Genomic DNA, 26274 nt, shown 5'->3' on the forward strand with positions numbered 1-26274 from the left:
AAATGAGGGCTTCATGACACACACGCTACGGGCACCCACCGACATTGCCCGCGGCATCCGCCCACCTACACGCACCCTGTGGATAACCCGATCACACCCCTAATGTGGAGGAAAAAGCCCTGATCATTGATCGCGACCATTCAGGCCGAGGAAGTCCCGGAGCTGCAGTGCGCCCTCGACTTTCAGTTCGGGCTCGGCGCGGTTCAGGGTGTCGGCAGTCAGAACCAGTTTCTGGTTCAAGACCATCTCGCCGTCGCGCCTCTTCAGGCGACCGATTCCGTTCTCCCGGTAACCGACCTTTCTCGACACCGCGAGGGACGCGGGATTGTCAACGAATGCCGCTGAGGTGACCTCGGCGGCGTCCAGGTGATCGAACATGAATGCGCAGAGAGTCTGACGCATGCGCGTACCGATCCCGCGGCCGTGGTGCTTCATGCCGAGCCAGGAGCCCGTCTCCCCCGTTCTCGTGACGAGGTAGTCCCTGGTTGAGATGCTCTGGCAACCGACGATCTCACCGTCGAAGCGAACCGTGGTCTCGAGCGACCAGGCCGCCGGCGACATCTCGGCTCGTTGTGCCCAGTGGTATTGCATGAGTCGCAACCGGATCTCGCCCGGGGAACCTACGGTCCACGGGAAGAAGAACGGCATCTCCGTCGGCGCGTGGATGCCTGCCGCAGCGAGCGCATCGAGTTCGGGTAGGTCAGCGTCGCGAACGGGAGACAACGTAACGGGGCCGCAGGTGATTTTCAGCCCGAAAGGTGGCCACAGGTCTCCAATTGGTTTGGACAAGACTGCTCGCGATGGCGGATGTGTTTCGTGGTTCCCCATCCCGCGATGGTACCGACTCATCGCTGACTCGCGACGGCATAATTCCTTCCGCGCACGGCCGGCGGTGTCCTTATGCTTAAGTGTGTCCAAAAAACCGTTATCGTTGCTAACGATGCGTGGAGACCATTACGGTCTTCAGCCAGCCAGCGTGGTTCGCGCTGAGCCGTAACAAGCGGAATCATTAAAATCCGCATTAACACCAGAAGGAGTCCAAGGTGGCATCGAAACCCGCTGCAGACATTATTGAAAGTATCGGAGGGGCCGGAAACATCGTCGGCCTCACCCACTGTGCCACCCGGCTACGTTTCACGCTGAAGGATGCATCGGGGATTGACCAAGCGGCCGTCGAAGCGTTGCCTCTGGTTCTCGGCGCTGTTCCGCAGGCCGGCGATCGCTACCAGATCGTCGTCGGCGGATCCGTAGATACCGTATACAACGACATTATGGCGCTTCCCGCAATGAAGAAGCATGCGGGCGACCACGGCACCGGCACCGGCGATACCATCGCCGATGTGAAGGCCGCGGGACGCGCGAAGGGCCCGCGCGGAAAGTTCTCCGGGCTGGACACGTTCTTCGAGATCCTGTCCGACTCCTTCCGCCCGATCCTGGGTGCGCTGCTCGGCGCATCCCTGTTCATCACGTTCATGGCTCTGATGGCAACCCTCGGGGTCATCCCGTCGTGGAACGCACCAGGCGTCACCCTCGACCCGTCCTGGGCGTTCATCAACCTGATGTGGCAGGGCGTTTTCGTCTTCCTTCCGCTGATGGTCGCCTACAACGCCTCCAAGCGGCTCGGCGCTGACCCCTGGGTCGGCTTCGCCATCATGGCCGTCGTCATGCTCCCCGGCTTCAACGCGCTGGGACTCACCGACGGAGCAGAGACCGTCTTCGGCGGCAAGGCAGCAGTCGTGCAGATCTTCGGACTGCCTCTGACCGTCACCGACTACAGCTCGCAGGTGTTCCCGCCGCTGATCATGGCGGTCGTTCTCGGGTTGCTGACCAAGTATCTGAAGAAGATCATTCCGTCCAGCGTTCAGCTGATCTTCGTGCCGTTCTTCTGCATGCTCATCATGATCCCGCTGACCGCCTTCCTGATCGGCCCCATGGGCGTGTACGGCGGTGCCGCACTCGGTAACTTCCTCAAGTCGATCAACGACTTCTCGCCGTTCATCTTCGCTGTCGTCATCCCGCTGGCCTACCCGTTCATGGTTCCGCTCGGCCTGCACTGGCCGCTGAACGCAATCATGCTGCTCAACATCCAGTCCCTCGGCTATGACTTCATCCAGGGCCCCATGGGCGCGTGGAACTTCGCGTGCTTCGGTGCAACTGCCGGCGTGCTGTTCCTGTCCATCCGCGAAAAGGACCGTCAGATGAAGCAGACCGCAACGGGCGCGCTCGCGGCCGGCCTGCTGGGTGGTATTTCTGAACCCTCGCTCTATGGCATCCACCTTCGGTTCAAGCGCATCTACCCACGGATGCTCGTGGGCTGCCTGGTCGGCGGCGTCATCCTCGGCCTCGGCGGCGGCGTGAAGACCAGCGCATTCGTCTTCACCTCGCTGTTGACCATCCCCGCGTTCGACAACATTCCCCTGTACGCGGGCGCCATCACCGCGTCGTTCTTCACCGCGATGATCCTCGTGATCCTCTCCGGCTATAAGACGCCGGAGCAGAAGGCGGAATTCGCCGAGGCTCTGGCTGCGGAAACCGTAGCGAGCGAAGAAGCTGCAACCGACTCTGACATCGCAGCCCCGGTTGTTGCCGGTGCGTCAGGCTCAGGAACAGGCACCGGGACCGCAACCGCCACCGCCACCGCCACGGTCCTGGCCACGATTGGTTCGCCCATCGCCGGTATCGTCGTTCCGCTGACGGACGTGCCGGACCCTGTGTTCAGCAAGGGAATCGTCGGTCTTGGCGTGGGAATCGATCCGACCGAGGACACCGTGTACGCCCCTGGAGCAGGCAAGGTTCTCGTCGCTCAGGCGACCGGTCACGCCTTCGGGCTGCGACTCGACAGCGGTGTTGAAATGCTCATTCACGTGGGTATCGACACCGTGAACCTTGGCGGCAAGGGCTTCGAGGTCAAGGTGGCCGCGGGCGACCGCGTTGAGGCAGGCACCCCGCTGGTGACCTTCGACCGCAAGGTGATCGAGGATGCCGGCTACTCGCTGGTCACCCCGGTGCTCGTGACGAACCCCAAGAAGTTCGGATCGGTCGACCAGGCAGCGTCTGGCCATGTAGAGGTCGGAAGCCCTCTCATCACGGTCACCGCCAAATAAGACACCTCAGGTCAAAAGGTGGGCAGAGAATTTTCTGCCTACCTTTTTCCTGCCGCTCACATAACCCGGGGGTATACCATCCTCGTTCCACCGACTAGAAAACGACCGTTCATCGGCCAGAACGTCGACGGAATCGACATTCTTGTGGTCAACGAACGAGCAATTCGGCACTCAGGAGACCGCGAGCCTCATCGTGGGTTCACTGTTGGTGCGTGCGCAGGAGCGAAGGGCACGGCTCATCGGCTGCGGGTACGGAGATGGTCGTCTCCGCGCATGCGCAAGGCCACGACGAGTCCGGATGCCGCGGTCAGCGCCGCGACCACGGCGACCGCCGTAGGAATACCGAAGGCGTCGGCGAGCAGCCCGGACAGTAACGCGCCCACGGCGAAGCCTCCGTCACGCCACAACCGGTACGCACCCACCGAGCGGGCCCTCCACTCGGGGTGGGCGACGTCGCCGATCGCGGCGAGCAGTGTCGGGTAGACCATGGCGGTGCCGGCGCCGAGCAGGATGGCTGCGGTCAGCCAGACCCCGAAGCTGTCCCCGGCGGCGACCAGCCCTAAGGCGACAGCCTGCACAATCAACTCACCGACAATCAGACCTTTGCGGCCGATCCGATCGGAGAGCCCTCCGGTGATGAACTGCCCGGCTCCCCAAACCGCCGGGTAGACGGCGGCCAGGATGCCGATGCGTTCGATACTGAGTCCGGCGGCGGCGAACAGAATGGGGAAGAGCCCCCAGGCGAGGCCGTCGTTGAGGTTGTTGACCATCTCGGCCTGGCTGATCGAAGACAGCGACCGGTCCCGGAAACTGGTGAGGGTGAACACCTCGCGATTGCTGAGGGAGCCGGCGTGGGCGTGAACAGACAGGTGGTTGACGGCCTCGACTTTGGCGTGCTGATGGGTTTCGCGCACGAAGATGACCGACAGACCGAGGCCCAGAGCGATGAAAACCGCGCCGAGCAGGAACGGGTCAGGACGAAGCCCGTATTCGCCCGCGATGTAGCCGGTGGCCAGTGCCGTCGCGGCGACTCCGAGGCACCCGGCCGCCTCGTTGAAGCCCATGGCCAGGCCGCGGCGGCTCGGGCCGACGAGGTCCATTTTCATGACCACGGTGGTCGACCAGGTCAGTCCCTGGCTGATCCCGAGGATCACGTTGGCGGCGACGATCCAGCCCCAGGTCGGGCCCAGGATGAGCAGGATCGGAACGGGGATGGCGATCAGGCAGCCTGCGACCAGCACCGGCTTTCGGCCGTAGCGGTCGGAGAAGGTGCCGGCGAAATAGTTGGTGCCGGCCTTGGCGAAGCCGAAGGCGAGGATGAAGGTCAGCGCGCCCGTATAGCGGTCGAGCTGAAAGACCTCGTCCGCCAGCAGCGGCAGCACAGTGCGTTCCTGGCCGAGCGTGCCGCCGACCAGCGCGTTGACCGCGACGAGCAACAGGAACTGGGGGGAAGTTCTGCCGGAGGCCCAGGAAGATGCCGCGGCGCACGCCTTTGGGTTGGTCTGCGGCGTTCGGGGTCTGACTCATAGTCCGTTCTCCAGCGAGAGAGCCGCTACACGGGCCCGAATCATATTCCATAAAACCATGGATTATCAGATGATGCTAGTGTGAAGGGAACCGAGAGGAAAAAGATGGGCGATCGAGAAAAGAAATCGGCGCTGTTCGAGCAGTTTGCCCGCGTCGGCAAGGCGCTGGGCAGCGGCAAGCGCCTTGAGCTGGTCGACCTGATCGCCCAGGGCGAACGCACGGTGGAATCGTTGGCGAACGCGGCCGGCCTGGGTCTGACGAGCGCATCCGCCCACCTGCAAACCCTCAAACATGCGGGTCTGGTCAGCACTCGCCGGGAGGGCACCCGGATTCACTACCGACTCGCCGGGGATGACGTCGCCCGGCTCTACAGCCTGGTGCGCAGCGTCGCGCAGACCCATCTCGCAGACGTCGAATCCATCCGGATCGCCTATCTGGGTCTCGATGACTCCGAAGCGGCGGGTGACGATGCGCACGAGGAAATCACCAGGGAAGAGCTTCTCGCACGCGCGACGGCCGGGACTATCACCGTGTTGGATGTGCGGCCACGGCAGGAATACCACGCTGCGCACATTCCCGGCGCCCTCTCCATCCCCCTCGAGGAACTCAGCGATCGGCTCAGTGAACTGCCGACGGACCGCGAGGTTGTCGCCTACTGCCGCAGCAAGTACTGCGTGCTTGCCTACGAGGCCATGGCCGTGCTGCGCCGGAGCGGCCGCCGCGCAACGCGATTGAACGAGGGGATGTTGGAATGGCGACTGGCGAATCTGCCGGTGTCCGCCGAGGCGGCCGCCGGGCGCACATCCGTCGAACTACCGGCCTATCGGACTACCGGACTACCGGCCGGCGGCCGAGTGGGCTTTGGAACCGAATCAGGTAGCCGTCCGGATCGGTGACCAGGAACTGGCGCACACCGGCTTCCTCGTCGTCGACGCGATACCACTTCGTCTCGGGCGCCATGAACAGTGAAACGCCGGCCGCTCGCAAGGCCGACAGGATCGGATCGACGTCGGGCACGGCCACCTGAAAGTTCACGCCGCGACCCTGCGGCACCTCGAGGGGACCCGTGATCCAGTTCCTGCCGGCTCCCGCCCGTTCCAGCATCACGTGCGCGGATCCCCGCATGATGTAAGCGAAGCCGTCAGCGGGGCGGTCGTAGCGAATCGTGAATCCGCACAAGTCGCACCAGAACTCGATGCTGGCTTCAAGATCCCGCACCAGAAGTTCAGGCACCAACGCTGGATCTGTCCCGGAAGTCACATAGTCATGGTGTCATGCTCTGCTCACCCGCAGACCTACCGAGTCAGGGAAGTGCACTCCGGTGCGGCATCGAAGGCCTGCCCGATCGCGCTCGTGCCGTCGACAGCGGCCGCGCACCGTACGCGCGCCCCGCCGGCAGCGTGAACGAGTTCGACGGAGATTTTGCGCGAAACGGCCCAAAGCAGCCCGGAAACCGGCTCATTCCTTAAAATCTCCGTCGAATTCGTTCGACACCCGACCTGGCGCTCCGCCTGTGGCGCTCTCAGCTGGTGCCCGGGGGTTACTCCTTGGCGACCAGGGTGAGAACGTCGTAGGTGGCGACGACCTCATCGTTCTGGTTGTGCAGCACGGCGTCCCAGCAGACCTCGCCGTACTCTTCGGTCTCGCGCGGGGTGATCCGCTTGGCCGTCAGGGTGACCCGGATGCTGTCGCCGGGCGACACCGGGGTGACGAACCGCAGCTTCTCCAGCCCGGAGTTCGCGAGCACCGGCCCGGGGGCCGCATCCACGAACAACCCGGCCGCCCAGGACACCAGCAGGTAGCCGTGCGCGACGATCCCGGGGAAGAACGGGTTCGCCGCCGCCGCCTCGGGGTCCGTGTGCGCGTAGAACTTGTCGCCGGTGGCCTCGGCGAATGCCGTGATGTCGGCCAGAGTGACCTCGCGCGGTCCGCCCTGGGTCTGGTCGCCCACCCGCAACTCGGCCAGGGACTTTCGGAACGGGTGGATGCCCGTTCGCACCGCGGCACCGGCGTGCCACTCCCCCGTGATGGCGGTCAGCATGTCGGGCGAGCCCTGGATAGCCGTGCGCTGCATGTGGTGCAGCACCGAACGGATGCCGCCGAGCTCCTCACTGCCGCCGGCCCGCCCGGGTCCGCCGTGCACGAGGTGCGGAACGGGCGATCCGTGGCCCGTGCTGCTGCGCGCATCGACCCGGTCAAGCATCAGTACCCGGCCGTGGTGCGCTGCGATCCCGAGCACGAGCGTACGCGCGATATCGGGGTGGTGAGTGGCCACGGTCGTCACCAGTGAGCCGCCGCCGCGCGCGGCCAGCGCGATGGCGTGGTCCAGGTCGGTGTACTCGATGATGGAGGCCACCGGGCCGAAGGCTTCGATCTCGTGCACGGCCGGGCTCTCCGGGTCGTGGAAGGCCAGCAGGATGGGGGCGACGAAGGCGCCGCCCGGGTCGGTTCCGGTCGGGGCGTCCACCGAGCCCATCACGATGCGTCCGCCGCCGTCGATCAGGCGGGCGACGCTGGCGAGCACCTCGTCGCGCTGCCCGGTGCTGGCGAGGGGCCCCATGGTGACCCCCTCGGCGCGCGGGTCGCCGAGGGTGACGCGGCGGGCCATCCGTTCGGAGACGGCCGCGACGACCTGGTCGCGGCGGCCCGCCGGCACGATCAGCCGGCGGATGCTGGTGCACTTCTGACCGGCCTTGCTGGTCATCTCGGTCACTACGGAGGCGACATAGGCGTCGAACTCGGCCGTGCCGGCCGCGGCGTCCGGGCCCAGGATCGCGGCGTTGAGCGAATCGGTCTCGCTCGTGAAGCGCACGCCGCCCTCGACCACGTTCGGGTGGGACTTGAGGGTGCGGGCGGTGCCGGCCGACCCGGTGAACGCCACCAGATCGCGGTAATCGAGGTGGTCGATCAGGTCCCTAGCGCTGCCGGAGATCAGCTGCAGGGCGCCCAGGGGCAGGATGCCGGACGCCAGGATGTGACGCACGACCGCCTCGGTCAGGTACCCGGTGGGCGTCGCGGGCTTGACGATCGTCGGCACGCCGGCGATGAACGCCGGGGCCAGCTTCTCAAGCATGCCCCAGACCGGGAAGTTGAAGGCGTTGATCTGGCAGGCGACTCCGGGGATGCGGGTGTAGATGTGCTGACCGCTGAAGGAGCCGTCGCGGGAGAGCGCCTCGACGTCGCCGTCGATGTAAACCTGACTGTTGGGCATCTCGCGCCGGCCCTTGGAGGACAGCGTGAACAGCACTCCGATGCCGCCGTCGATGTCGACCATCGAGTCGTAGCGGGTGGCGCCGGTGCGGGCGGAGAGCGCGTAGAGTTCCTCCTTGACCCCGCCCAGGTACTGTCCCAGCTTCTTGAGCAGGATGGCGCGCTGGTGGAAGGTCAGTTCCCCGAGCGAGGCCTGGCCGACGGTGCGGGCGTGTTCGACCACGGCGGCCAGGTCGAGCCCGTCGCTGCTGACCCGGGCGACCTCGGCCCCGGTGCTCGCGTCGAGGACACGCTGGGCGACCACGTCGGTGTCCGGGGTCCACCAGGAGTCGAGAACGTAGCTGGGAACGACCGTGTCAGAGCTCGTGTCAGGGCCGGTGTCAGTGCTGGTGCCATTGCTGAGGAGTGTCATCATGCGTCCTTCCAATCGAAGAAGCCGCGGCCGCTTTTGCGTCCGAGGTCACCGCGTGCGACAAGGTCGCGCAGCAGTTGCGGCGGGGCGAACCGGTCGCCGAGGGTTTCGTGCAGGTGTTCGGCGATGCCGAGGCGAACGTCGAGGCCGACGATGTCGGTCGTGCGGAGAGGCCCGACCGGATGCTTGTAGCCGAGAACCATGGCCGTGTCGATGGCCTCGGGGCTGGCCACGCCCTCCTCGACCATGCGGATCGCCTCGAGCGCGATCGCGACGCCGAGGCGGGAGCTGGCGAATCCGGGCGAGTCCCGCACCAGGATCGGCGTCTTCCCGAGCGCGGACACCCAGGCCTGGGCGAGCCGGGCGAGCTCCGGGTCGGTGCGCTCCCCCGTGACGACCTCGATCAGGGTCGAGACCGGCACCGGGTTGAAGAAGTGCAGTCCGATGAACCGGTCCGGGCGGTCCAGCGTCTCGGCCAGATCGGTGATCGACAGCGAGGAGGTGTTGGACGCCAGCCAGGCGGTGGGGGCGAGGTGCGCCTCCACCAGGCGGAGCGCCTGCGTCTTCAGCGCCACGATCTCGGGAACGGCCTCGACGACGAGGCCGGAGCCAGCGAACGCGGCGGCATCCGTTGTCACGGTCAGCCGGTCGCCGAGCTCGGCGCGGCTCGCGGTCACGCTACCGCGGCTCTGGGATTTGTCGATGGCGGTCAGGACCCGGTCGCGGGCGGCAGCAGCCGCGTCGTCTCCCTGCTCCACGACGGTGACATGGGCCCCGGCCATCAGGAACGCGTGCGCAATGCCGGCGCCCATGCGGCCTCCGCCGAGCACGCCGACCTGGTGCGGCACTGGCACGGACTGAGCGGCTTGGGCCTTTGTGGACACGGTGCTGAGCGTCATCGCTTCTTCCTCTCCAAGAATGCGGTCATTCGGGTGAATTTCTGGTCGGACTCGAACAGGCGCGCCTGGGCCTCGTTGTCGGCCACGGGATGCTCCGCGGCGGGAACATGGAAGACCTCCTTGGCCAGCTGGGTGGCCAGCGGGTCCTGCTTGGCGATCCGGTCGGCCAGCGCGTGCGCTGCCTCGAGCAGGACGTCCGACTCGTGCACCTCGGTGACCAGGTGCACCGCCAGCGCCTCGGAAGCGTTCAGGATGCGCCCGGCCAGGATGATCTCCTTGGCCACGGGTTCGCCGACCAGCGCGGCCAGCCGCCACAGCGCTCCGGCCGCCGGGATGATGCCGAGGGCCGTCTCCGGATTGCCGAGCCGGGCGGTCGTGGAGGCGATCCGGAAGTCGGCGGCGTAGGCCAGCTCGGCCCCGCCGCCGAGCGCCCAACCGTCGATGGCGGCGATCACGGGCATCGGCAGGCGGGCGATCCGGCCGAACAGGGTCGAGTTGATCCCGTTCAGGGCGTCTTCGGCCCGGCGTTCCCGCAACTGGGCGATATCGGCCCCGGAGGCGAAGACGCCGTTCGTGCCGGAGAGGATCAGGATGCGGGGTTCCTGCTCGAGGTCGGCGCAGACCAGGTGCAGCTCGTCGATCATGGTCTGGTCGATGGCGTTGCGCACGGCCGGTCGGTCAAGCTGCACGTGCACCCGGTCGGGCCGCTCGTCGACCAGCAGCGTCGTGAACTCGCGCGACATCTAGACGCGCTCCACCAGCAGGGAGGAACCTTGCCCGACGCCCACGCACATGGTGGCCACGCCGCGGTGGGCACCCTCGCGCTCCATGCGCCCCAACAGGGTGATCAGGATGCGGGACCCGGACGACCCGAGCGGGTGCCCGAGGGCGATGGCGCCGCCGTGCCGGTTGACGATTTCCGGGTCGAGGCCGAGCCGGCGGATGCAGGCCAGAGACTGGGTCGCGAACGCCTCGTTGAGTTCGACGGCGTCGACGTCACCGATGGTCAGTCCCAGGCGGTGCAGCAGCTTCTGGGTGGCGGGGACCGGGCCGAGGCCCATGGTCTCCGGGGCGACGCCGGCGCTGGCTCCGCCTACCACCCGGGCGCGGGGCGTCAGCCCCAGACGCTCGATGGCCGCCTCGCTCGCCACAACGATGGCGGAGGCCCCGTCGTTGAGGGAGCTGGCGTTGCCGGCCGTGACGATGCCGCCCGTCCGCACGACCGAGCGCAGCCCGGCGAGGCGTTCGAGCGTGGTGTCGGCTCGGGGGCCCTCGTCGATCTCGATCAGTCCGGCGCGGGTGGGAACACCCACGATCTCGGGCGTGAAGATGCCGTCACGTTGCGCCTCGAGTGCCAGCCGGTGCGAGCGGAGGGCGAACGTGTCGGCATCCGCCCGGCTGATGCCGTCGAGGGCGGCGACCTCCTCCGCCGTCTCCGACATGGAGAAGGTGGCCTTGTCGCGCGCTTTCAGGCGCGGGTTCGTGAAGCGCCAGCCGATCGAGGTGTCGACGATCTCGCCCGGCTTGGCGAACGCCTTCTCCGGCTTGGCGAGAACCCAGGGTGCGCGGGTCATCGATTCGACGCCGCCGGCGATCACGAGGTCTGCTTCGCCGGCCTTGATCATGTTGGCGGCCAGGTGCACGGCGGACAGGCCGGATGCGCAGAGCCGGTTGACCGTGATCCCCGGCACGCTGTCGGGGAGACCGGCCAGGAGCACGGCCATGCGGGCGACGTTGCGGTTGTCCTCGCCGGCCTGGTTGGCGGCGCCGAGGATGACCTCGTCAACGAGGGCGGGATCCAGCCCGGACCGGGACACGACCGAGGCAAGCACGATGGCGGCCAGGTCGTCGGGGCGGATGCCGGCCAGCACCCCGCCGTATCGGCCGATAGGAGTTCGAACACCATCAACTAGGAATGCTTCGGGCATGGCTTCATCACCTTTGATCGCCGTGTTTACTAACTGACCGTTCGTTTATAAAAGAATGTCATAGAAAGTCCCCTCAGGGCAACAGGGGAGGCCGCCACGCCGCCTCCCCCACATCTGCCGGACTGAGGCAGACTGGGTGCGTGAACGCAACGCCCAGCACCGTCCCCTCCGCTCCCGGCACCGGTCGCCGCCCCGCCGTCCGTTTTGGCCTCCGGCTCAATCTGATGCGCCCGGATCGGTCCGACCTGGCGGATCGGGTCACCTACATCGAGCTGTTCTTCGACCTGATCTTTGTGTTCGCGTTGACCCAGCTGTCGCGCCATCTCTACGAGAACCAGTCCTGGCAGGGAACCGCCGAGTCCGTCATCCTGGTGCTCGCCCTGTGGTGGATCTGGGTGCACACCACCTGGGTGACCAACCTGCTCGATCCGGCCCGCCTGCCTGTGCGCGGGGTCGTGATCGGCCTCTCCCTGGTCGGGCTGGTGGTGAGCGTCTCGATCCACGAATCATTCGGCGACCGGGGATTCCTCTTCGCCGTGGCCTACGTCACCCTGCAGCTGGGCCGAACGGCCTTCATGGCGCTCGCCCTCGCGCTCCACGATCGCGCCCTCTACCGCGCCTTCGTGCGGATCTTCCTCTGGCTCGCCGTGGCCGGGCTCTTCTGGATTCTCGGCGGCCTGCTCCCGGCCGACTACCGGTTGCTGCTCTGGGCCACCGCACTCGGGATCGAGTTCGTTTCCGCGACGCTCGGTTTCCCGGTGCCGGGCCTCGGCCGGGCCACTCCCGGCGACGGCGAGCTCTCCGGTCCGCACATCGCGGAGCGCAGCGCCCTGTTCGTCATCATCGCACTCGGCGAATCATTTCTGGTGACGGGCTTCGCCTTCGTCGATCAGGACGTGTCGGTGCCGGGTGTGCTCGGCCTGCTGCTGGCCTTCGTGAGTGGAGCGGCCATGTGGTGGCTGTACTTCGACCACAGCGAGTACGCGGGCAGCAAAGCCCTCGCCGATGCCGCCGACCCCGGCCGGCTCGCCCGGCTCGCGTATACCTATGTACATGCGATGCTCATCGCCGGCGTTGTTCTGAGCTCGGTCGGCGTTAAGGAGATCCTGGCGCATCCGGATGACCCGGTCATTTTTTCGACGGCCGTCGCCATCACCGGCGGGCCTCTGCTGTACCTGCTGGGGCTGGCGTTGTTCCGATTCGTCGTGGCCCGGGAGGTGCTGATCTCCCATGTCACGGGAATCGCACTGCTGCTGCTGGCGCTGCCCCTCGCCTTCGCCCTCTCGCCGCTCGCGTTAGGAGCGCTGGGAGCGTTCATGCTGACGACCGTCGCCTGCTGGGGGACCATCGTGCGCGTGCGGAACGGCACCGCCGAGAAGGAGGCCGGCTAGCCGAAACTGGGCGGCTTCAAGTGATCGAACCCCGGTCAGAAGAAGCCGTCGGGGGTGCCTGCAGCCTTCTCGACCGCCTCGGTGCCGATACCCGCGGCGGCGAGCTGGGCCATCGCGACGCGCAGGCCGGATTCCATCTGGGCGGCCCAGACCTCGGTCTCGCGGCTGGCGGCGTCGGCGGCATCCGCTCGGGCGATAGCCTTTTCCTTCTCGGCGCGTTCGCTGCGCACCTGCTGGATGCTCAGGGTGATGCCGTAATAGGCGGCCACCATCGAGGCGACGGGCGTGGCGAATACGGCCAGGGCGTTGATGCTCTCGCTCGACACCCCCACCAAAAGCATCACGATGAAGGCCACGGCGAGGGCTATGATTCCGACCAGGACGACCAGCGCGGTGCGCTGGCCGGACGTGGTCGTGAGGTGCGCTACGCGCCTGGGCGCGGGCTGGGCCTCGGTCGTCTGAGGCTCTTCAAGGGGCTCGAGCGTCTCGGTCTGATCGGACAGGGGCATCGACCGGGTGGGCGTGCTGGTCGAGGAGAAATCAGTCATGGTGAGGGCTCCGTCGTCAGAGTGCATCGGGGGGAAGCGGTGGGGTCATTGTCTGCTGCCGATTCGGCGCGGTCAAGGCGGGCATCCGGGTCTTCGTTGAGAAAGACCCGTTTGTAGCTTCGCCCGTCGGGGAGTTCGACGGTTCGGCCGGCGAGCTTGCCGCGGCTCAGCTTCAGGTAGATCGCCTGGGCGGTGACCCCCAGCTGCGCAGCTGCCTCGGACACGGACAGCCCGGGCAGATCGGTGGGCACGGCGCTGGGACGTGCGGACCGCTTGCGTCCGGCCGCCTGCCGGGCGGCGATCTCCGCATCGGTGCCGCTCCAGCGCCACTTCGCGGCGGCCGGTTTCAAACCGGCGGCGTCGGCGATCTCGTCCCAGTCCGCTCCCCCGCTGAGGGCGTCGCGCACACCTACCAGGGTGGCTGGGTCGGCGTCGAGCTCGAAGAGCAGGGAACGGATGGCCCGCAACCGCTCGAGCGGCGCCGAGCCCGGGGCCGTGTCGAGGGTCACCAGGCGCGACAGGGCAACCCGGGTGGATGGTGCGAGAAAGTAGCCCATGGCGTCTCTGGGGGACTCAGACCCGGTGCAGGGACGACGGGAGGTGTGCCTCCGGGCCGGCTTCGCCGCCGATTGCCGCGGCGAGGCGTTCGCGGGCACGGGCGAGGTGTTCGTCGAGCAACTCGGCGGCCGCGGCGCCATCGCCCTCCCCGATCAGCTCGAGCAGGCGCTGGTGTTCGGCCTGGATCAACGCGGTGTCGAGCAGGTTCAGCGACTGCACCCGCACCATGCAGAGGCGTACCTCGCTAACCAGGGAACGGTACATCCTGCTGATCCGCTCGTTGCCGACGGCGTCGATCAGACTGGTGTGGAAACGCATATCGGGTTCCACGACGTCGAGGGCGGAGCCGCCAGCCACGGCCGCGATGTCGAGGTTGGCCTGCACGGCCTCCTCGGGGACGGTGCAGCTGAGGGCCAGGCGGCGCAGCACCTCGCTTTCGAGGTAGGCGCGGGCCTGGTAGATGTCGCGCACGGAGTCCGGTCCGAGCTCGGCGACGCGGGCGCTCTTGTGCGCCCCGCGCACCAGCAGTCCCTCAGCGACGAGTTTCTCGATCGCCGCCTTCGCCGTGGGGCGGGCGACGTCGTAGCTCGCGGCCATATCGGTCTCAGTCAGGGCCGCGGCGGAGGTCAATTCCCCTTCAAGGATTCGGGTTCGCAGGTCGTTCGCGATGGCATCCACGATCGACGTTGCCGTTACGCGCGCTGTCACGGGGCCTGCCTTTCCTAAATTGTGTTCTCATCTTGACAGACAAAAACACAATTTATATTGACTTACTTGCATACTTGCTATACAACTGATGAAGTGTCACGACGGCGTGACCACGACCTCAGTGTGGAGACCCAATCTTTCAACAGATACTCGATCCGATTCTTGGATCCCTCGTCCTGTCGGCCATCTGCGCCGCATTGCCGCTGATTCTCCTGTTCGTCCTTCTCGGCGTGTTCCGGGTCAAGGCGCACAAGGCGGCGCTGGTCAGCCTGCTCCTCTCGGTCGTGCTCGCCGTCGTCGGCTGGCAGATGCCGGTCGGCCAAGCGCTGAGCGCCACGGCCGCCGGCCTCTTCTACGGCCTCTTCCCGATTCTCTGGATTCTGGTCAACGCGTTGTGGATCTACAAGCTCACCGTGGCCACCCCCTGGTTCGAGGTGCTGGGCCGCACCATCCGCTCCATCTCCAACGACCTGCGTATCCTGGCCATCCTGATCGCCTTCTGCTTCGGCGCATTACTCGAGTCCCTCGCCGGATTCGGCGCCCCGGTTGCCATTTCCGCCGCCATGCTGATGGCCGCGGGCATGAAGCCCCTCAAATCCGCCATGGTGTCGCTGCTGGCAAACACGGCCCCGGTGGCGTTCGGTGCCATGGCCGCCCCGATCATCGCCCTCAACGGCGTCACCGGCCTGCCGATCCAGGACCTCGCGTCGATGGCCGGCCGCCAGACGCCGTTCATCGCCGTGATCGTTCCGCTGATCCTCGTCTTCATCGTCGACGGCAAGCGCGGCGTCAAGCAGACCTGGCCGGTGGCCGTGGTCGCCGGACTCGTCTTCGGACTGGCCCAGTTCGTCACCGCCAACTTCTTCGCCGTCGAGCTGACGGATGTCGTGGCCGCCGTCGCCACCGTGGCCGCCGTCCTGGTCATGCTGCGCTTCTGGCAGCCGGCCGAATCCATGGGACTGAACGACGACGTCGAACTGTCCGGTGCCGAAAACCTGGTGAGCACGACCGTGGGCGCCGCGGTCCCCGCATCCGCCATGCGTAGCACCCCCACCACCGCGCTCAAGTCGGCGCGACGCTCTGCCGACAGCCCTGACCTGAACGACAACACCCGCCCGGAACCGCGCCAGGTGTGGAAGGCCATCGCCCCGTACCTGATCATCATGGGCATCTTCTCGATCGCGCAGATCCCGGCCATCAAGGCCTGGCTCAGCGTCGTGGGCAGCGTCACCTTCGCCTGGCCCGGACTGAACGTGACCGACGCCGCCGGCGACCCGGTTCCGGCCACGATGTTCAAGCTCGACCACTTCAAGGCCACCGGCACCCTGCTGCTTTTCTCCGGCCTGCTCACCATGGCGCTCTACAAGGTCTCGTTCCGCCAGGGCCTCAAGATCTACGGCGACACCCTCGTGCAGCTGCGCTGGACCATCGTCACCGTTACCACCGTGCTCGCCCTCTCATTCGTGATGAACCTGTCCGGCCAGACCGCCTCCCTCGGCGCCTACCTGGCCACCGCCGGCGTATTCTTCGCCGTGATCTCCCCCCTGATCGGATGGATCGGCGTGGCCCTGACCGGCTCCGACACCTCGTCCAACGCGCTCTTCGGGCAGCTGCAGGTCACCGCCGCCAACGCGACCGGCCTGTCGCCTGTGCTGATGGCCGCCGCCAACTCGTCGGCCGGTGTGCTCGGCAAGATGCTCTCGCTGCAGAACCTGGCCGTGGCGGCCGCCGCCGTCGGCCTGGTGGGTGCGGAGAGCCTGCTCTTCCGCAAGCTCGTCGGGTGGAGCCTGGGGCTCCTCGTGCTGATCACGGTCCTGATCGTGCTGCAGTCCACCCCGGTCCTCGGCTGGATGGTGCCGTAATGGCCCGCCGCGGCACGGTGGTCACGCCCTCGGCGACCGTCTCCGGTCCCACAGCGGTGCCTGCATCCGCCGGGATGCTGGGTGCACTCCGCGCCGCGGTGTCCGACCCGGCCCAGGTGAAGACCCGGGCGATCGACCTGCACGCCAACGCCCACGACGCCTCGCACTTCCTGCTGGTGCCGCAGGCGGTCGTCGTGGCCGCCAACGCGGACGAGGTCGGCAAGCTGCTGCGCGCCAGTCGGGCGCAGGGTGTGCCGCTCACGTTCCGCTCCGGCGGTACCAGCCTGAGCGGCCAGGCGCTCACCGACGGCGTGCTCGTCGACGTGCGCCGCAACTTCAAACAGATCGAGGTGCAGGACAACGGCGCCCGAGTGCGGGTTCAGCCCGGCGTCACCGTGCGCGCCCTGAACGCCCGCCTGGCGCAGTACGGCCGCAAATTCGGCCCGGACCCGGCGAGCGAATCCGCCTGCACCATCGGCGGCGTCGTGGCCAACAACTCCTCCGGTATGGCCTGCGGCACCGTCGACAACGCCTACCAGACCCTGGAATCGGTCACGGTGGTGCTGCCCAGCGGCACCGTCGTCGACACCGGGGCGGCGGATGCCGACGCGCGCCTCCGCGCCCTCGAACCCGAGCTGCACGAAGGCCTGCTGCGCCTCGCCAAGCGGGTTGCCGGCAACCCGGCCTCCGTCTCGACCATCCGTCACCAGTTCTCGATGAAAAACACCATGGGCTACGGCCTGAACTCCCTGCTGGACTTCGACCGGCCAGTCGACATCCTGGCGCACCTGATCGTGGGCAGCGAGGGCACCCTCGGGTTCGTCGCGGAGGCGGTCTTCCGCACCGTCCCGCGGCCGACCCACACGGTCACCGGCCTGCTGGTCTTCCCGGACCTGGAGACCGCCAACGCGGCCCTGCCTGCCCTGGTGGGAACCGGGGCGGCCACCCTGGAGCTGATGGACGCCCTGTCGCTCAAGGTCGGCCAGGGCCTGGACGACGTACCCCCGGTCGTGCGCGACCTCGCGGTGCGCGACCACGCCGCCCTCCTGATGGAGTACCAGACCGACAACCCCGAATCGCTGCAGGAGCTCCAGCGCGCGGGCCTGACCATTATGCCGGGGCTCGGGCTCAGCGCCCCGGTGAAGTTCAGCGCGGACTCCGCGACCCGTGCTCAGCTGTGGCATCTGCGGAAGGGGCTCTACGCATCCGTCGCCGGCGCCCGCCCGCAGGGCACCACCGCGCTGCTCGAGGACGTCGTCGTGCCGGTGGCCGCGCTCGGCCGCACCTGCGTGGAGCTGATCCGCCTGTTCGACAAGTACAGCTACCGCAACAGCGTGATCTTCGGCCATGCCAAGGACGGCAACATCCACTTCATGCTCACCGACGGGTTCACCGGCACAACCGAGCTGGAGCGCTACAGCGCCTTCACCGAGGACATGGTCGACCTGGTGCTCGGCGAGGGCGGCTCGCTCAAGGCGGAGCACGGCACCGGCCGGGTGATGGCTCCGTATGTGCGGCGCCAGTACGGCGACGAGCTCTACGACGTCATGCGGCAGCTCAAGGTGCTGTTCGACCCCGCCGGGATGCTCAACCCCGGCGTGCTGATGAACGACGACCCTGAGGTGCACCTTCGTGACATCAAGCTGGTGCCGCCCGTCGCCGAGGTGGTCGATAGCTGCGTCTCCTGCGGCTACTGCGAACCCGTCTGCCCCAGCCGGGACCTGACCCTGACCCCCCGCCAGCGCATCGTCACCCTGCGCGCCATCGAACAGGCCCGCCGGAGCGGCGACCTGGCTCTGGCCGCCGAGCTGGAGAAGGACTTCGTCTACGACGGCGTGGAGACTTGCGCGGTCGACGGCATGTGCCAGACCGCCTGCCCGGTCAACATCAACACCGGCACCATGATGAAGCAGATCCGGCGCGGCGAGACCGGGCCGCTGATCAACGGCGTCTGGAACACCGCGGCCAAGAACTGGGGTGCGGTCACCCGCGGCGCCGGGCTGGCCCTCACTGTGGTGCGCAAGATCCCGGCCCCGGTGCTGATGGTGCCCAACAAGCTCGGCCGAGCCGTGCTCGGCACCGACACGCTGCCGCTCTACTCGAGCGAGCTGCCCGGCGGCGGCGGCGGACGCTCCCGCCCGGTGCCGGCCCTGGCGCCGGAGGCCGTCTACTTCCCGGCCTGCGTGCAGACCATGTTCGGTCCGGCCACCGCGGGCACGCCCGGGGTGCAGGTCAGCTTCGAGCAGCTCTGCGACCGGGCCGGCATCACCCTCGTCGTGCCCGCGGGCATCGACGGGCTCTGCTGCGGCACGCCGTGGTCGTCGAAGGGGCTGAAGACCGGCGAAGCGACCATGCGGGCCAAGACCCTCGCGGCGCTGCGCACGGCGACCCGGAACGGCGAGCTCGCCATCATCTGCGACGCCTCCTCCTGCACCGAGGGGCTGCGGACGACCATCGAGGGTGACCAGAACGAGCCGCGCCTGCGGGTGGTCGACGCCGTGCAGTTCGCGGTCGAACGCATCCTGCCGTCACTGCCCGAGTACCAGAAGATCGATTCGCTCGCGCTGCACCCCACGTGTTCCTCCACCCGGATGGGCATCAACGACTCCCTGCAGACCCTGGCCGGCGGGGTGGCCGAGAGGGTGCAGGTGCCGGATAACTGGGGCTGCTGCGGCTTCGCCGGGGACCGCGGCATGCTGCATCCCGAGCTGACAGAATCCGCCACCCGGGCGCAGGCGGCCGATGTCGCGACGATGGACGCCACGGCATTCGCGTCGTGCAACCGCACCTGTGAGCTCGGGCTGACCCGGGCCACCGGCAAGGAGTACCGCCACGTGCTCGAGCTGCTGGAAGAGGTGACCCGGCCCGACGCCGACGATCCGGATGCCGCCGCATCCCACCTGGCAGAGTCGGGCGCCGTCTGAGCTCTGCCCACTCGCGGCGCAGGTTGGAGAAGCTGGCGCACGGTGTAACGTGCGCCAGCTTCCGTAGGGTGCGCCGCGACGCACGAGGCCCCGGGGACCGTTGACTGCGGGCTACTCGGAGGCGCCGAACACGGCGACGGAGTGCGGTGCGAGGGTGACCGCGGTGGGCGTGCGAGACTGGACCGCGTCGCCGACGGCGGCGAAGGATGCCAGTAGCGCCGAGGCATCCGTCGGCACATCACGAGCCTCCGTGCCCAGGTTGACCAGGATTTCGGTGTCGCCGCGGCAGAGCCGCAACCACCGCTCGTTATCGTCGACGTCGACCGCGACCCGGCCGAAGCGCGGGTCCGTGATGTCCGGACGGGAACGCCGCAGCCAGCCCAGAGCCCGGTAGAAATCGAGCAGGCGCGCGTGGGCCGGTTGGGACACCTCAGCCCAGTCCAGCACCGACCGCTCGAACGTGGCCGGGTCCTGCGGGTCGGGCACCACGGCCGGGTCCCAGCCCATGCGCGCGAACTCGCCGATCCGGCCCGTGCGGACGGCCTCGCCGAGTTCGGGTTCCGGATGCGACGTGAAGAACTGCCAGGGTGTGCTCGCCCCCCACTCCTCGCCCATGAACAGCATAGGCGTGAACGGGCCGAGCAGGGTCAGGGTGGCGGCGATCGCCAGCTGCCCGGCGTCGAGGGTCGCACTGAGGCGGTCGCCCGTGGCCCGGTTGCCGATCTGGTCGTGGTTCTGGTTGTTGACGACGAGGCGCCAGGCCGGCATCCGTGCGGTGTCGATCGGCCGACCGTGGGTGCGCCCGCGGAAGCTGGAGAAGGTGCCGTCGTGGAAGAACCCGTGGGTGAGCACCTTCGCGAGGGCGCTGAGCGGCTCGAAGTCGGCGTAGTAGCCGGTGGTCTCGCCGGTGACCGCCACGTGCACGGCGTGGTGGAAGTCGTCGCTCCACTGGCCGGTGAGCCCGTAGCCGCCGACGTCCCGCGGCGTGATCAGACGCGGGTCGTTGAGGTCCGACTCGGCGATCAGGGTGAGCGGACGCCCGCAGGTGGCGCTCAACACATCGACGTCGGCGGCGAGTTCCTCGAGCAGGTGCAGGGCGTGGTCGTCCCGCAGGGCGTGCACCGCATCCAGCCTGAGTCCGTCGACGTGGTAGTCGCCCAGCCACATCAGGGCGTTGTCGATGATGTAGCGGCGCACCGGGTCGGAGTCGGCGCCGTCGAGGTTGAGAGAGGAGCCCCAGCCCGTGTCGCCCCTCTCGTTCAGGTACGGACCGAACTGCGGCAGGTAGTTGCCGCTCGGGCCGAGGTGGTTGTAGACCACGTCCTGGATGACGCCGATTCCGGCCTGGTGACAGGCGTCCACGAACCGTTGGTAGGCAGCCGGTCCGCCGTAGCCCTCGTGCACGGCGTACCAGAGCACCCCGTCGTAGCCCCAGTTGTGGGTGCCGTTGAAGGCATTGACCGGGAGCAGCTCCACGAAGTCGACGCCGATCGAGGCCAGGTGGGCCAGCCGGCCCGCCGCGGCGTCGAGGGTGCCCTCCGTGGTGAAGGTGCCGAGATGCAGCTCATAGATCGTGCTGCCGGCCAGCTGGCGGCCGGTCCAGGCGCTGTCCTGCCAGACGTGCGCGCCGGGATCGAACGTGCGGCTCTTCGCGTGCACGCCGTTCGGCTGGTGCCGGGAGCAGGGGTCGGGGAATGGCCCCTGGCCGTCGATCAAAAAGCCGTAGTCGACGGGCTCAGCGGCACGGCCCTCGGCGGGCTCGGTCAGCGGACGGGGTGCGTGCCACCATCCGTCGCCCCGCGGGGTCATCGGCACGGTCTGGTCGGCGAGTTCGACCGCCAGGGCCGATGCGTTGGGAGCCCAGACTTCGAATTCAGCGGGCATGGTCGGCACCTTCCAGGTCGGTCGTGCGGGTCGGGTCGGCGTCGTCGGCCGGCACCAGCAGGGCCACCGGGTAGCGCCCCAGCAGGGCGGCCACGCTGACGGATGCGCCGGGGTGGCGTTCCCCGGTCAGCAGATCGACGACCGGCCCGCCGGCCAGGACCACGATCGTATCTCCCCAGCCGCCCGCGGCCGCGAGCCCGAGCGGCAGCCGGGTGGCGATGGTGACCGCGCCGCCGCGGTCGAAAGCGATCACGTGGTCGGCGGCGGCGCCGAACGCGGGGACCGGACTGTGCCGGTAGAAACGTTCGGGCTGGTCGCGGCGCAGCCGGAGGGCGCGCGTGGTGACCAGAAGTTTCGCGGCGCCGGTCTCGTCGACGGGCGGCAGCCAGCCGTCCTGCACCCGGGCCAGGTAGCCGCGCCGCAGGTCGTAGTCGACCGGGCGGCGGTTGTCGGGGTCGACGAGGGAGGTGTCCCATAGCTCGCTGCCCTGGTAGACGTCGGGCACTCCGGGGGCCGTCAGCTGCACGAGCTTGTTCGAGAGCGCGTTGCTCCAGCCCGCCTGGCGTACCCGGTCGACGAACGCGGTGAGCGTCTGCGTGACTGCCGGGTCGTTGAAGGAGGCGGTCACGAGGCCGCGCATCGCCGTCTCGAACTCCGCGTTCTGGCTGGTCCAGGTGGTCGACGTTCCGGCTTCCCGAGCCGCCTTCTCCGCGTAGGCGATGAGGCGTTCCGGTGTGGCCGGCCACGATCCGACGATGGCCTGCCAGAGCAGGTTCTCGAACGGGGCGTCGCCGAGGGGCGCGGTCGCGCGCAGGGTGCGCAGGGTGCTCTCCCATTCGGCCGGGATCTCGGCCAGCACCGAGATCCGGGCGCGCACATCCTCACTGCGCTTGGTGTCGTGGGTGGAAAGGGTCGTCATCGAGGCCGGGAAGGTGGCCTGGCGGGTCTGCTGGCGACGGTGGAACTCGGCCATGTCGACCGCGAACTCCCCCGGGTCGGCGCCGACCTCGTTCAGCGAGGTGAGCCGGCTGAAGCGGTAGTACGCGGTGTCCTCGACACCCTTGGCCATCACCATGCCCGAGGTCTGCTGGAAGCGCACGGCCAGCGGATGCCCCGGGTCGCCGAGCAACGGAAGCAGAGCCTCGATCGCGGGGCCGAGGTCGGGCCGGTGGCGAGCCGCCTCGACGCCAGCGTGGCGCAGCTCGTCGATGCCCACCGGGAGGTAGGAGCGGTAGACCGGGAAGCAGGCCAGGAGTTCGGCCAGGGCGTCGACCGTGGTCAGTTCGGTGGTGGCGTCGCCGCCGGGGACCAGTCGGGCCAGGCGCGCGACCTCGGCCTGGAGGGTGCGGTCCGCGATGACGCGCTTCCGCGCGTGCACCAGGTCGGCCCAGTCCGCCGGCGGCGCGTCACCGGTCGGCGCCGCGGCCTCGGCCTGCAGCCGGGCCTCGAGTGCGTCGAGCGCGCCCTGCCCGGCCGGGTCGACGAGCAGCCGGTCGAAGTCGGCGAGGGCGTCGTACCCGGTCGTGCCGGCGGTGGCCCAGCTGGTCGGCAGCTGTTCGTCACCCTCGAGGATCTTCTCGACGAGCACGTAGGCTCCGTCGGTGGCATCCCGCAACCGGTCGAGGTAGCCGCCCGGGTCGGCGAGACCGTCGGGGTGGTCGACCCGCAGCCCGTGCACGAGGCCGTCCTGCACCCAGCGCACGATCTCCCGGTGGGATTCGTCGAAGACCCACGGCACCTCGACCCGGAGGCCGGCCAGGGTGTTCACGGAGAAGAACCGACGGTAGTTCAGCTGCGCGTCCGCGCGGCGCCAGTTGACGAGTTCGTAGTGCTGCCGGGCGTGCACGACGCGGGCGTCCGCGCCGCCGTCGGCGCTGCCCGGGGCGAGCGGGAACCGGTTGTCGTAGTAGTGCAGCTCGTCGCCGACCACCTGGAGGCGGTCGAGTTCGCTCATTCCGTCCGCGTCGTCCCCGAGCACGGGCAGCAGGATTCGGTCGCCGTTCGCGGCCCAGTCCACGTCGAAGGCCTCCGCGTAGCGCGAGGCGGGGCCGTGCTGGAGCAGGTTCCACCACCAGAGGTTGCGGTGCGGGGTCGCGACGCCCATGTGGTTGGGCACGATGTCCACCAGGATGCCGCGCCCGGCATCCGTCGCGGCCGCCGCCAAGCGGGTGAGCGCCTCGGCGTCGCCCCGCACCGGGTCGATGCGGGAGTGGTCGACGACGTCGTAGCCGTGGTCGGAGCCTTCTTCCGCAGCGAGCAGCGGGGACAGGTAGAGCCAGTCCGCACCCAACTCGGTCAGGTAGTCGAGCACCCCTCCCGCGGCCGCCAGGTCGAACGCCGCCGTGATCTGCAGACGGTAGGTGGTGAGTGGAATTTTCACGGCTTGACCAGGTGCGCCGGGTTGATCACGGGGATCGTCCCCGTCATCAGCCCGGCCAGGGAGGCCGCGACGGAGTGGTCCGGCGTGGTTTCCGGAGCGTGATACGCCCGCAGCACGACGAGGGAACGCGACGTCACCGTGTGCAGGGACCCGGCGGGCCGCGGGACCGCGTCGGCGCCCTCGCCCGCCGTGTCGACGACGATCTCCCAGGCCGGGGCGTATTCGGCCGAGGGCAGGGTGAACTCGACATCCTCGGCGTCTGCGTTGAAGCAGACCAGGAAATTCACATCGGTCACCACCTGGCCACGGACGTCGCGCTCCCGGATGCCGTCGCCGCTGAGGAACATGGCGACCGTGCGGGTGAGGTGCTCGTCCCAGTCCTGGGACTGCATTTCCTGCCCGTCGGGGGTCAGCCAGACGAGGTCGCTCATCGGGTCGCCCGCGGTGCGGTGACCGGGGTGGCCGTTGAAGAAGCTGCTGCGGCGGAACGTCGGGTGTTCGCGGCGCAGCCGGGAAACGGCAGCCGTGAACTCGATCAGCGGCTGGTCCGCCTCCGACCAGTGGATCCAACTCAGTTCATTGTCCTGGGCGTAGGTGTTGTTGTTGCCGTTCTGCGTTCGGCCGAGCTCATCGCCGTGCAGGATCATCGGCACACCCTGCGACAGGAGCAGGGTGGCAACGTAGTTGCGCTGCTGCCGGGCCCGCAGTGCCAGGACCTCCGGGTCATCCGTCGGCCCCTCGACCCCGGAGTTCCAGGACCGGTTGTGCGCTTCGCCGTCCTTGCCGTTCTCGCCGTTGGCGTCGTTGTGCTTCTCGTTGTAAGAGACCAGGTCGGAGAGGCTGAACCCGTCGTGCGCGGTGACGAAGTTGATCGAGGCGACGGGGCGGCGGCCCGAGTGCTCGTAGAGGTCGGCGGAACCGGTGATGCGCGAGGCGAACTCGCCCAGCGTCGACGGTTCGCCGCGCCAGAAGTCACGCACGGTGTCGCGGTACTTTCCGTTCCATTCCGTCCACTGGGCCGGGAAGTTGCCGACCTGGTACCCACCGGGGCCGACGTCCCACGGCTCGGCGATGAGCTTGACCTGGGACACCACCGGGTCCTGCTGCACGAGCTCGAAAAAGGTGGAGAGCTTGTCGACGTCGTAGAGGTCCCGGGCCAGAGCCGAGGCCAGGTCGAACCGGAAGCCGTCGACGTGCATCTCGAGAACCCAGTAGCGCAGCGAGTCCATGATCAGCTGCAGCGAGTGCGGGTGGCGAACGTTTAGAGTGTTGCCGGTGCCCGTGTAGTCCATGTAGTACCGCTTGTCGTCGTCCATGAGCCGGTAGTACGCCTCATTGTCGATACCCTTGAACGAGATCGTCGGGCCGAGGTGGTTGCCCTCCGCGGTGTGGTTGTAGACCACGTCGAGGATGACCTCGATACCGGCGTCGTGCAGAGAACGAACCATCCCCTTGAATTCCTGCACCTGGTTGCCGAGGTCACCGGTGGAGGAATACGCGTTGTGCGGGGCGAAGAACCCGATGGTGTTGTAACCCCAGTAGTTGTTCAGGCCCTTTTCCTCGAGGGTGCCGTCGTTGACGAACTGGTGCACCGGCATCAGCTCGATCGCGGTCACGCCGAGTTTCTGCAGGTGGTCGATGACCGACGGATGCGCCACGCCGGCGTACGTGCCGCGCTGGCCCTCCGGTACCGCATCCTGCAGCTTGGTGAGGCCCTTCACGTGGGCCTCGTAGATCAGGGAGGCGCTGTAGGGCGTGCGCAGGGGCCGGTCTCCCACCCAGTCGAAGAACGGGTTGACGACGACGCCGAGCATCATGTGCGGGGCGGAGTCCTCGTCGTTACGCGAATCCGGGTCACCGAAGTTGTAGGAGAACAGGGACTGGTCCCAGTCGATCGTGCCGCAGGTGGCCTTGGCATAGGGGTCGAGCAGGAGCTTGTTGGGGTTCGCCCTGCTGCCCGCGGCGGGGTTGTAGTCGCCGTGCACGCGGTAGCCGTAGCGCTGTCCCGGTTGGATCAGGGGCAGGTAGCAGTGCCAGATGAACGCGCTGGATTCGACCACGTCGATGCGGGTCTCCACGCCCTGTTCGTCGAAAAGGCAGAGCTCAACGCGGTGGGCGGCTCCGCTGAACAGGGCAAAGTTCGTGCCGCTGCCGTCGTACGTTGCGCCGAGCGGGTACGCAGTACCGGGCCAGGTTTCCAAAAGGGTGCTCCTCGTGCTACGGGTCTCGTGCTGTCGACACACCGACCGCGCCGGTATGCCCACAAGTACGCTACAGTCTGCCGGGCCCCGTCGACGCCCGATCCGTTTTCGCGGGTGACCGCTCTGGGTATCAAGCCGCTGTGAATGCGGTCGTGGTCTTCGCTTCGTCCCCGGTTCTCACGGTCACCGTCGAGGGCCGCGAGGACGCCGCCGATGTGCCTCTGCACGCCGGTGGCCAGGGAGCTTGGCAGGCCCGGATGGTTCAGGCTCGCGGTGCGACGCCCCGGCCGAGGTGCTGCGTACCTGCACGATTGGCGTGGCGGCGAACGCGTACATCTCGCCGAGGCTCAGGGCGATGTGTTGTCCCAGCACGACCTCGACGAGCTCTACGACCTCACCCTCCGGGCCGGCCTGGGGACAGACGTCATCATCCTCAGCGCACCGGCCGGCGAAGACGTGGTGCCGGCGGATGTCTACCGCAGCCTCGAGCAGCTCGTCCCCGCCAGGTACGCTCTGCAGGAGGAGAGCGCCGGCACGGTGGCCGAGCTCTAGAGGCGGAGCACCGTGCCCGGTGTCGAACCAATTCGACCGAGATTTTGGGAAAAGAGCGGGTTTCCGGAGTATTTCGAGCCGTATTGAGCAAAATCTCGGCTCTCCTGCTGCTTCCGTGGGTTAATCCCGGCCGGGGAGCACTGGTTTGTGGCCGCCGAGGCTGAGCATGGCCAGGGCGATGAGGGC

The 26274-nt window shown here is 67.9% G+C and carries 18 protein-coding genes and 1 pseudogene; 6 read left to right on the forward strand and 13 right to left on the reverse strand.

The genetic code is table 11. From position 1 onward, the window contains the following. Positions 1 to 123: 123 nt before the first annotated feature. Entirely contained in the window at positions 124 to 723 is a 600-nt protein-coding gene (locus E3T40_RS04620) for a GNAT family N-acetyltransferase (protein WP_198411931.1), read from the reverse strand. A 320-nt stretch (positions 724 to 1043) separates the two neighbouring features. Between E3T40_RS04620 and E3T40_RS04625 the strand changes: the two genes are divergently transcribed. After that, on the forward strand, positions 1044 to 3104 hold the full coding sequence (locus E3T40_RS04625) for a glucose PTS transporter subunit IIA (protein ID WP_134542802.1): 2061 nt from the start codon (positions 1044 to 1046) through the stop codon (positions 3102 to 3104). A 236-nt stretch (positions 3105 to 3340) separates the two neighbouring features. Here the strand turns inward: E3T40_RS04625 and E3T40_RS04630 are convergent. After that, positions 3341 to 4631 (reverse strand): annotated as a pseudogene (locus E3T40_RS04630) (MFS transporter). A 104-nt stretch (positions 4632 to 4735) separates the two neighbouring features. Here E3T40_RS04630 and E3T40_RS04635 point away from each other — a divergent pair. Next, complete coding sequence (locus tag E3T40_RS04635; RefSeq protein WP_104169614.1) at positions 4736 to 5527, forward strand: metalloregulator ArsR/SmtB family transcription factor; 792 nt, start codon at positions 4736 to 4738, stop codon at positions 5525 to 5527. Here the strand turns inward: E3T40_RS04635 and E3T40_RS04640 are convergent. The 5 genes from E3T40_RS04640 to E3T40_RS16540 all read right to left on the reverse strand — a co-directional run bounded on the left by E3T40_RS04640 (position 5460) and on the right by E3T40_RS16540 (position 11080). Further along, positions 5460 to 5864 carry a VOC family protein gene (locus E3T40_RS04640; RefSeq protein WP_198411932.1) on the reverse strand — a complete coding sequence of 135 codons (405 nt, stop codon included), beginning with the start codon at positions 5862 to 5864 and terminating at the stop codon, positions 5460 to 5462. The genes E3T40_RS04635 and E3T40_RS04640 overlap by 68 nt on opposite strands. A gap of 307 nt (positions 5865 to 6171) precedes the next feature. Next, complete coding sequence (gene paaZ / locus E3T40_RS04645) at positions 6172 to 8253, reverse strand: phenylacetic acid degradation bifunctional protein PaaZ (RefSeq protein WP_134542807.1); 2082 nt, start codon at positions 8251 to 8253, stop codon at positions 6172 to 6174. Then, positions 8253 to 9152 carry a 3-hydroxyacyl-CoA dehydrogenase family protein gene (locus E3T40_RS04650; RefSeq protein ID WP_104194933.1) on the reverse strand — a complete coding sequence of 300 codons (900 nt, stop codon included), beginning with the start codon at positions 9150 to 9152 and terminating at the stop codon, positions 8253 to 8255. The genes paaZ and E3T40_RS04650 overlap by 1 nt, the downstream gene beginning before the upstream one ends. Continuing rightward, the gene (locus E3T40_RS16535; RefSeq protein WP_104103479.1) at positions 9149 to 9895 is read right to left on the reverse strand and encodes an enoyl-CoA hydratase/isomerase family protein; all 747 of its coding nucleotides are present in this window, start codon (positions 9893 to 9895) and stop codon (positions 9149 to 9151) included. The genes E3T40_RS04650 and E3T40_RS16535 overlap by 4 nt, the downstream gene beginning before the upstream one ends. Beyond that, a complete protein-coding gene (locus tag E3T40_RS16540) occupies positions 9896 to 11080 on the reverse strand; it encodes an acetyl-CoA C-acyltransferase (RefSeq protein ID WP_174843647.1) in 1185 nt (394 codons plus the stop codon). It abuts the gene before it with no gap. Between the two features lie 140 nt (positions 11081 to 11220). Here E3T40_RS16540 and E3T40_RS04660 point away from each other — a divergent pair, with 140 nt between their 5' ends. Beyond that, positions 11221 to 12471 (forward strand): low temperature requirement protein A, encoded by a 1251-nt coding sequence (locus E3T40_RS04660; RefSeq protein WP_104194934.1) that lies wholly within the window; start codon positions 11221 to 11223, stop codon positions 12469 to 12471. Positions 12472 to 12506: 35 nt separating this feature from the next. Here the strand turns inward: E3T40_RS04660 and E3T40_RS04665 are convergent, their stop codons facing one another. From E3T40_RS04665 to E3T40_RS04675, 3 genes are read right to left on the reverse strand one after another with little or no spacing between them, the layout of a single operon-like run. Continuing rightward, complete coding sequence (locus E3T40_RS04665; protein WP_104194935.1) at positions 12507 to 13019, reverse strand: hypothetical protein; 513 nt, start codon at positions 13017 to 13019, stop codon at positions 12507 to 12509. Beyond that, positions 13016 to 13576, reverse strand: a complete 561-nt coding sequence (locus E3T40_RS04670; RefSeq protein WP_104194936.1) for a hypothetical protein — start codon at positions 13574 to 13576, stop codon at positions 13016 to 13018. Before E3T40_RS04670 ends, E3T40_RS04665 begins: the two co-directional genes overlap by 4 nt. 16 nt (positions 13577 to 13592) lie before the next feature. Then, positions 13593 to 14285: a GntR family transcriptional regulator gene (locus tag E3T40_RS04675; RefSeq protein WP_104169621.1), complete on the reverse strand. Its 693-nt coding sequence runs from the start codon at positions 14283 to 14285 to the stop codon at positions 13593 to 13595. Between the two features lie 134 nt (positions 14286 to 14419). Here E3T40_RS04675 and E3T40_RS04680 point away from each other — a divergent pair, with 134 nt between their 5' ends. Continuing rightward, positions 14420 to 16147, forward strand: coding sequence for an L-lactate permease (locus E3T40_RS04680; protein ID WP_104194937.1), 1728 nt, complete (start codon positions 14420 to 14422; stop codon positions 16145 to 16147). Between the two features lie 74 nt (positions 16148 to 16221). Beyond that, positions 16222 to 19071 carry an FAD-binding and (Fe-S)-binding domain-containing protein gene (locus tag E3T40_RS04685; protein ID WP_104194957.1) on the forward strand — a complete coding sequence of 950 codons (2850 nt, stop codon included), beginning with the start codon at positions 16222 to 16224 and terminating at the stop codon, positions 19069 to 19071. A gap of 111 nt (positions 19072 to 19182) precedes the next feature. Here the strand turns inward: E3T40_RS04685 and treZ are convergent, their stop codons facing one another. From treZ to glgX, 3 genes are read right to left on the reverse strand one after another with little or no spacing between them, the layout of a single operon-like run. After that, complete coding sequence (treZ, locus tag E3T40_RS04690) at positions 19183 to 20955, reverse strand: malto-oligosyltrehalose trehalohydrolase (RefSeq protein ID WP_134542804.1); 1773 nt, start codon at positions 20953 to 20955, stop codon at positions 19183 to 19185. Continuing rightward, complete coding sequence (treY, locus tag E3T40_RS04695) at positions 20945 to 23335, reverse strand: malto-oligosyltrehalose synthase (protein ID WP_134542805.1); 2391 nt, start codon at positions 23333 to 23335, stop codon at positions 20945 to 20947. Before treY ends, treZ begins: the two co-directional genes overlap by 11 nt. Further along, positions 23332 to 25536 carry a glycogen debranching protein GlgX gene (gene glgX, locus E3T40_RS04700; protein WP_104194940.1) on the reverse strand — a complete coding sequence of 735 codons (2205 nt, stop codon included), beginning with the start codon at positions 25534 to 25536 and terminating at the stop codon, positions 23332 to 23334. The genes treY and glgX overlap by 4 nt, the downstream gene beginning before the upstream one ends. 357 nt (positions 25537 to 25893) lie before the next feature. Between glgX and E3T40_RS04705 the strand changes: the two genes are divergently transcribed. Beyond that, on the forward strand, positions 25894 to 26088 hold the full coding sequence (locus E3T40_RS04705) for a hypothetical protein (RefSeq protein ID WP_134542806.1): 195 nt from the start codon (positions 25894 to 25896) through the stop codon (positions 26086 to 26088). The last annotated feature ends 186 nt before the right edge of the window (positions 26089 to 26274 follow it).

This window comes from Cryobacterium sp. TMT1-19 (assembly GCF_004403055.1).
Classification (GTDB): Bacteria; Actinomycetota; Actinomycetes; order Actinomycetales; family Microbacteriaceae; genus Cryobacterium; species Cryobacterium sandaracinum.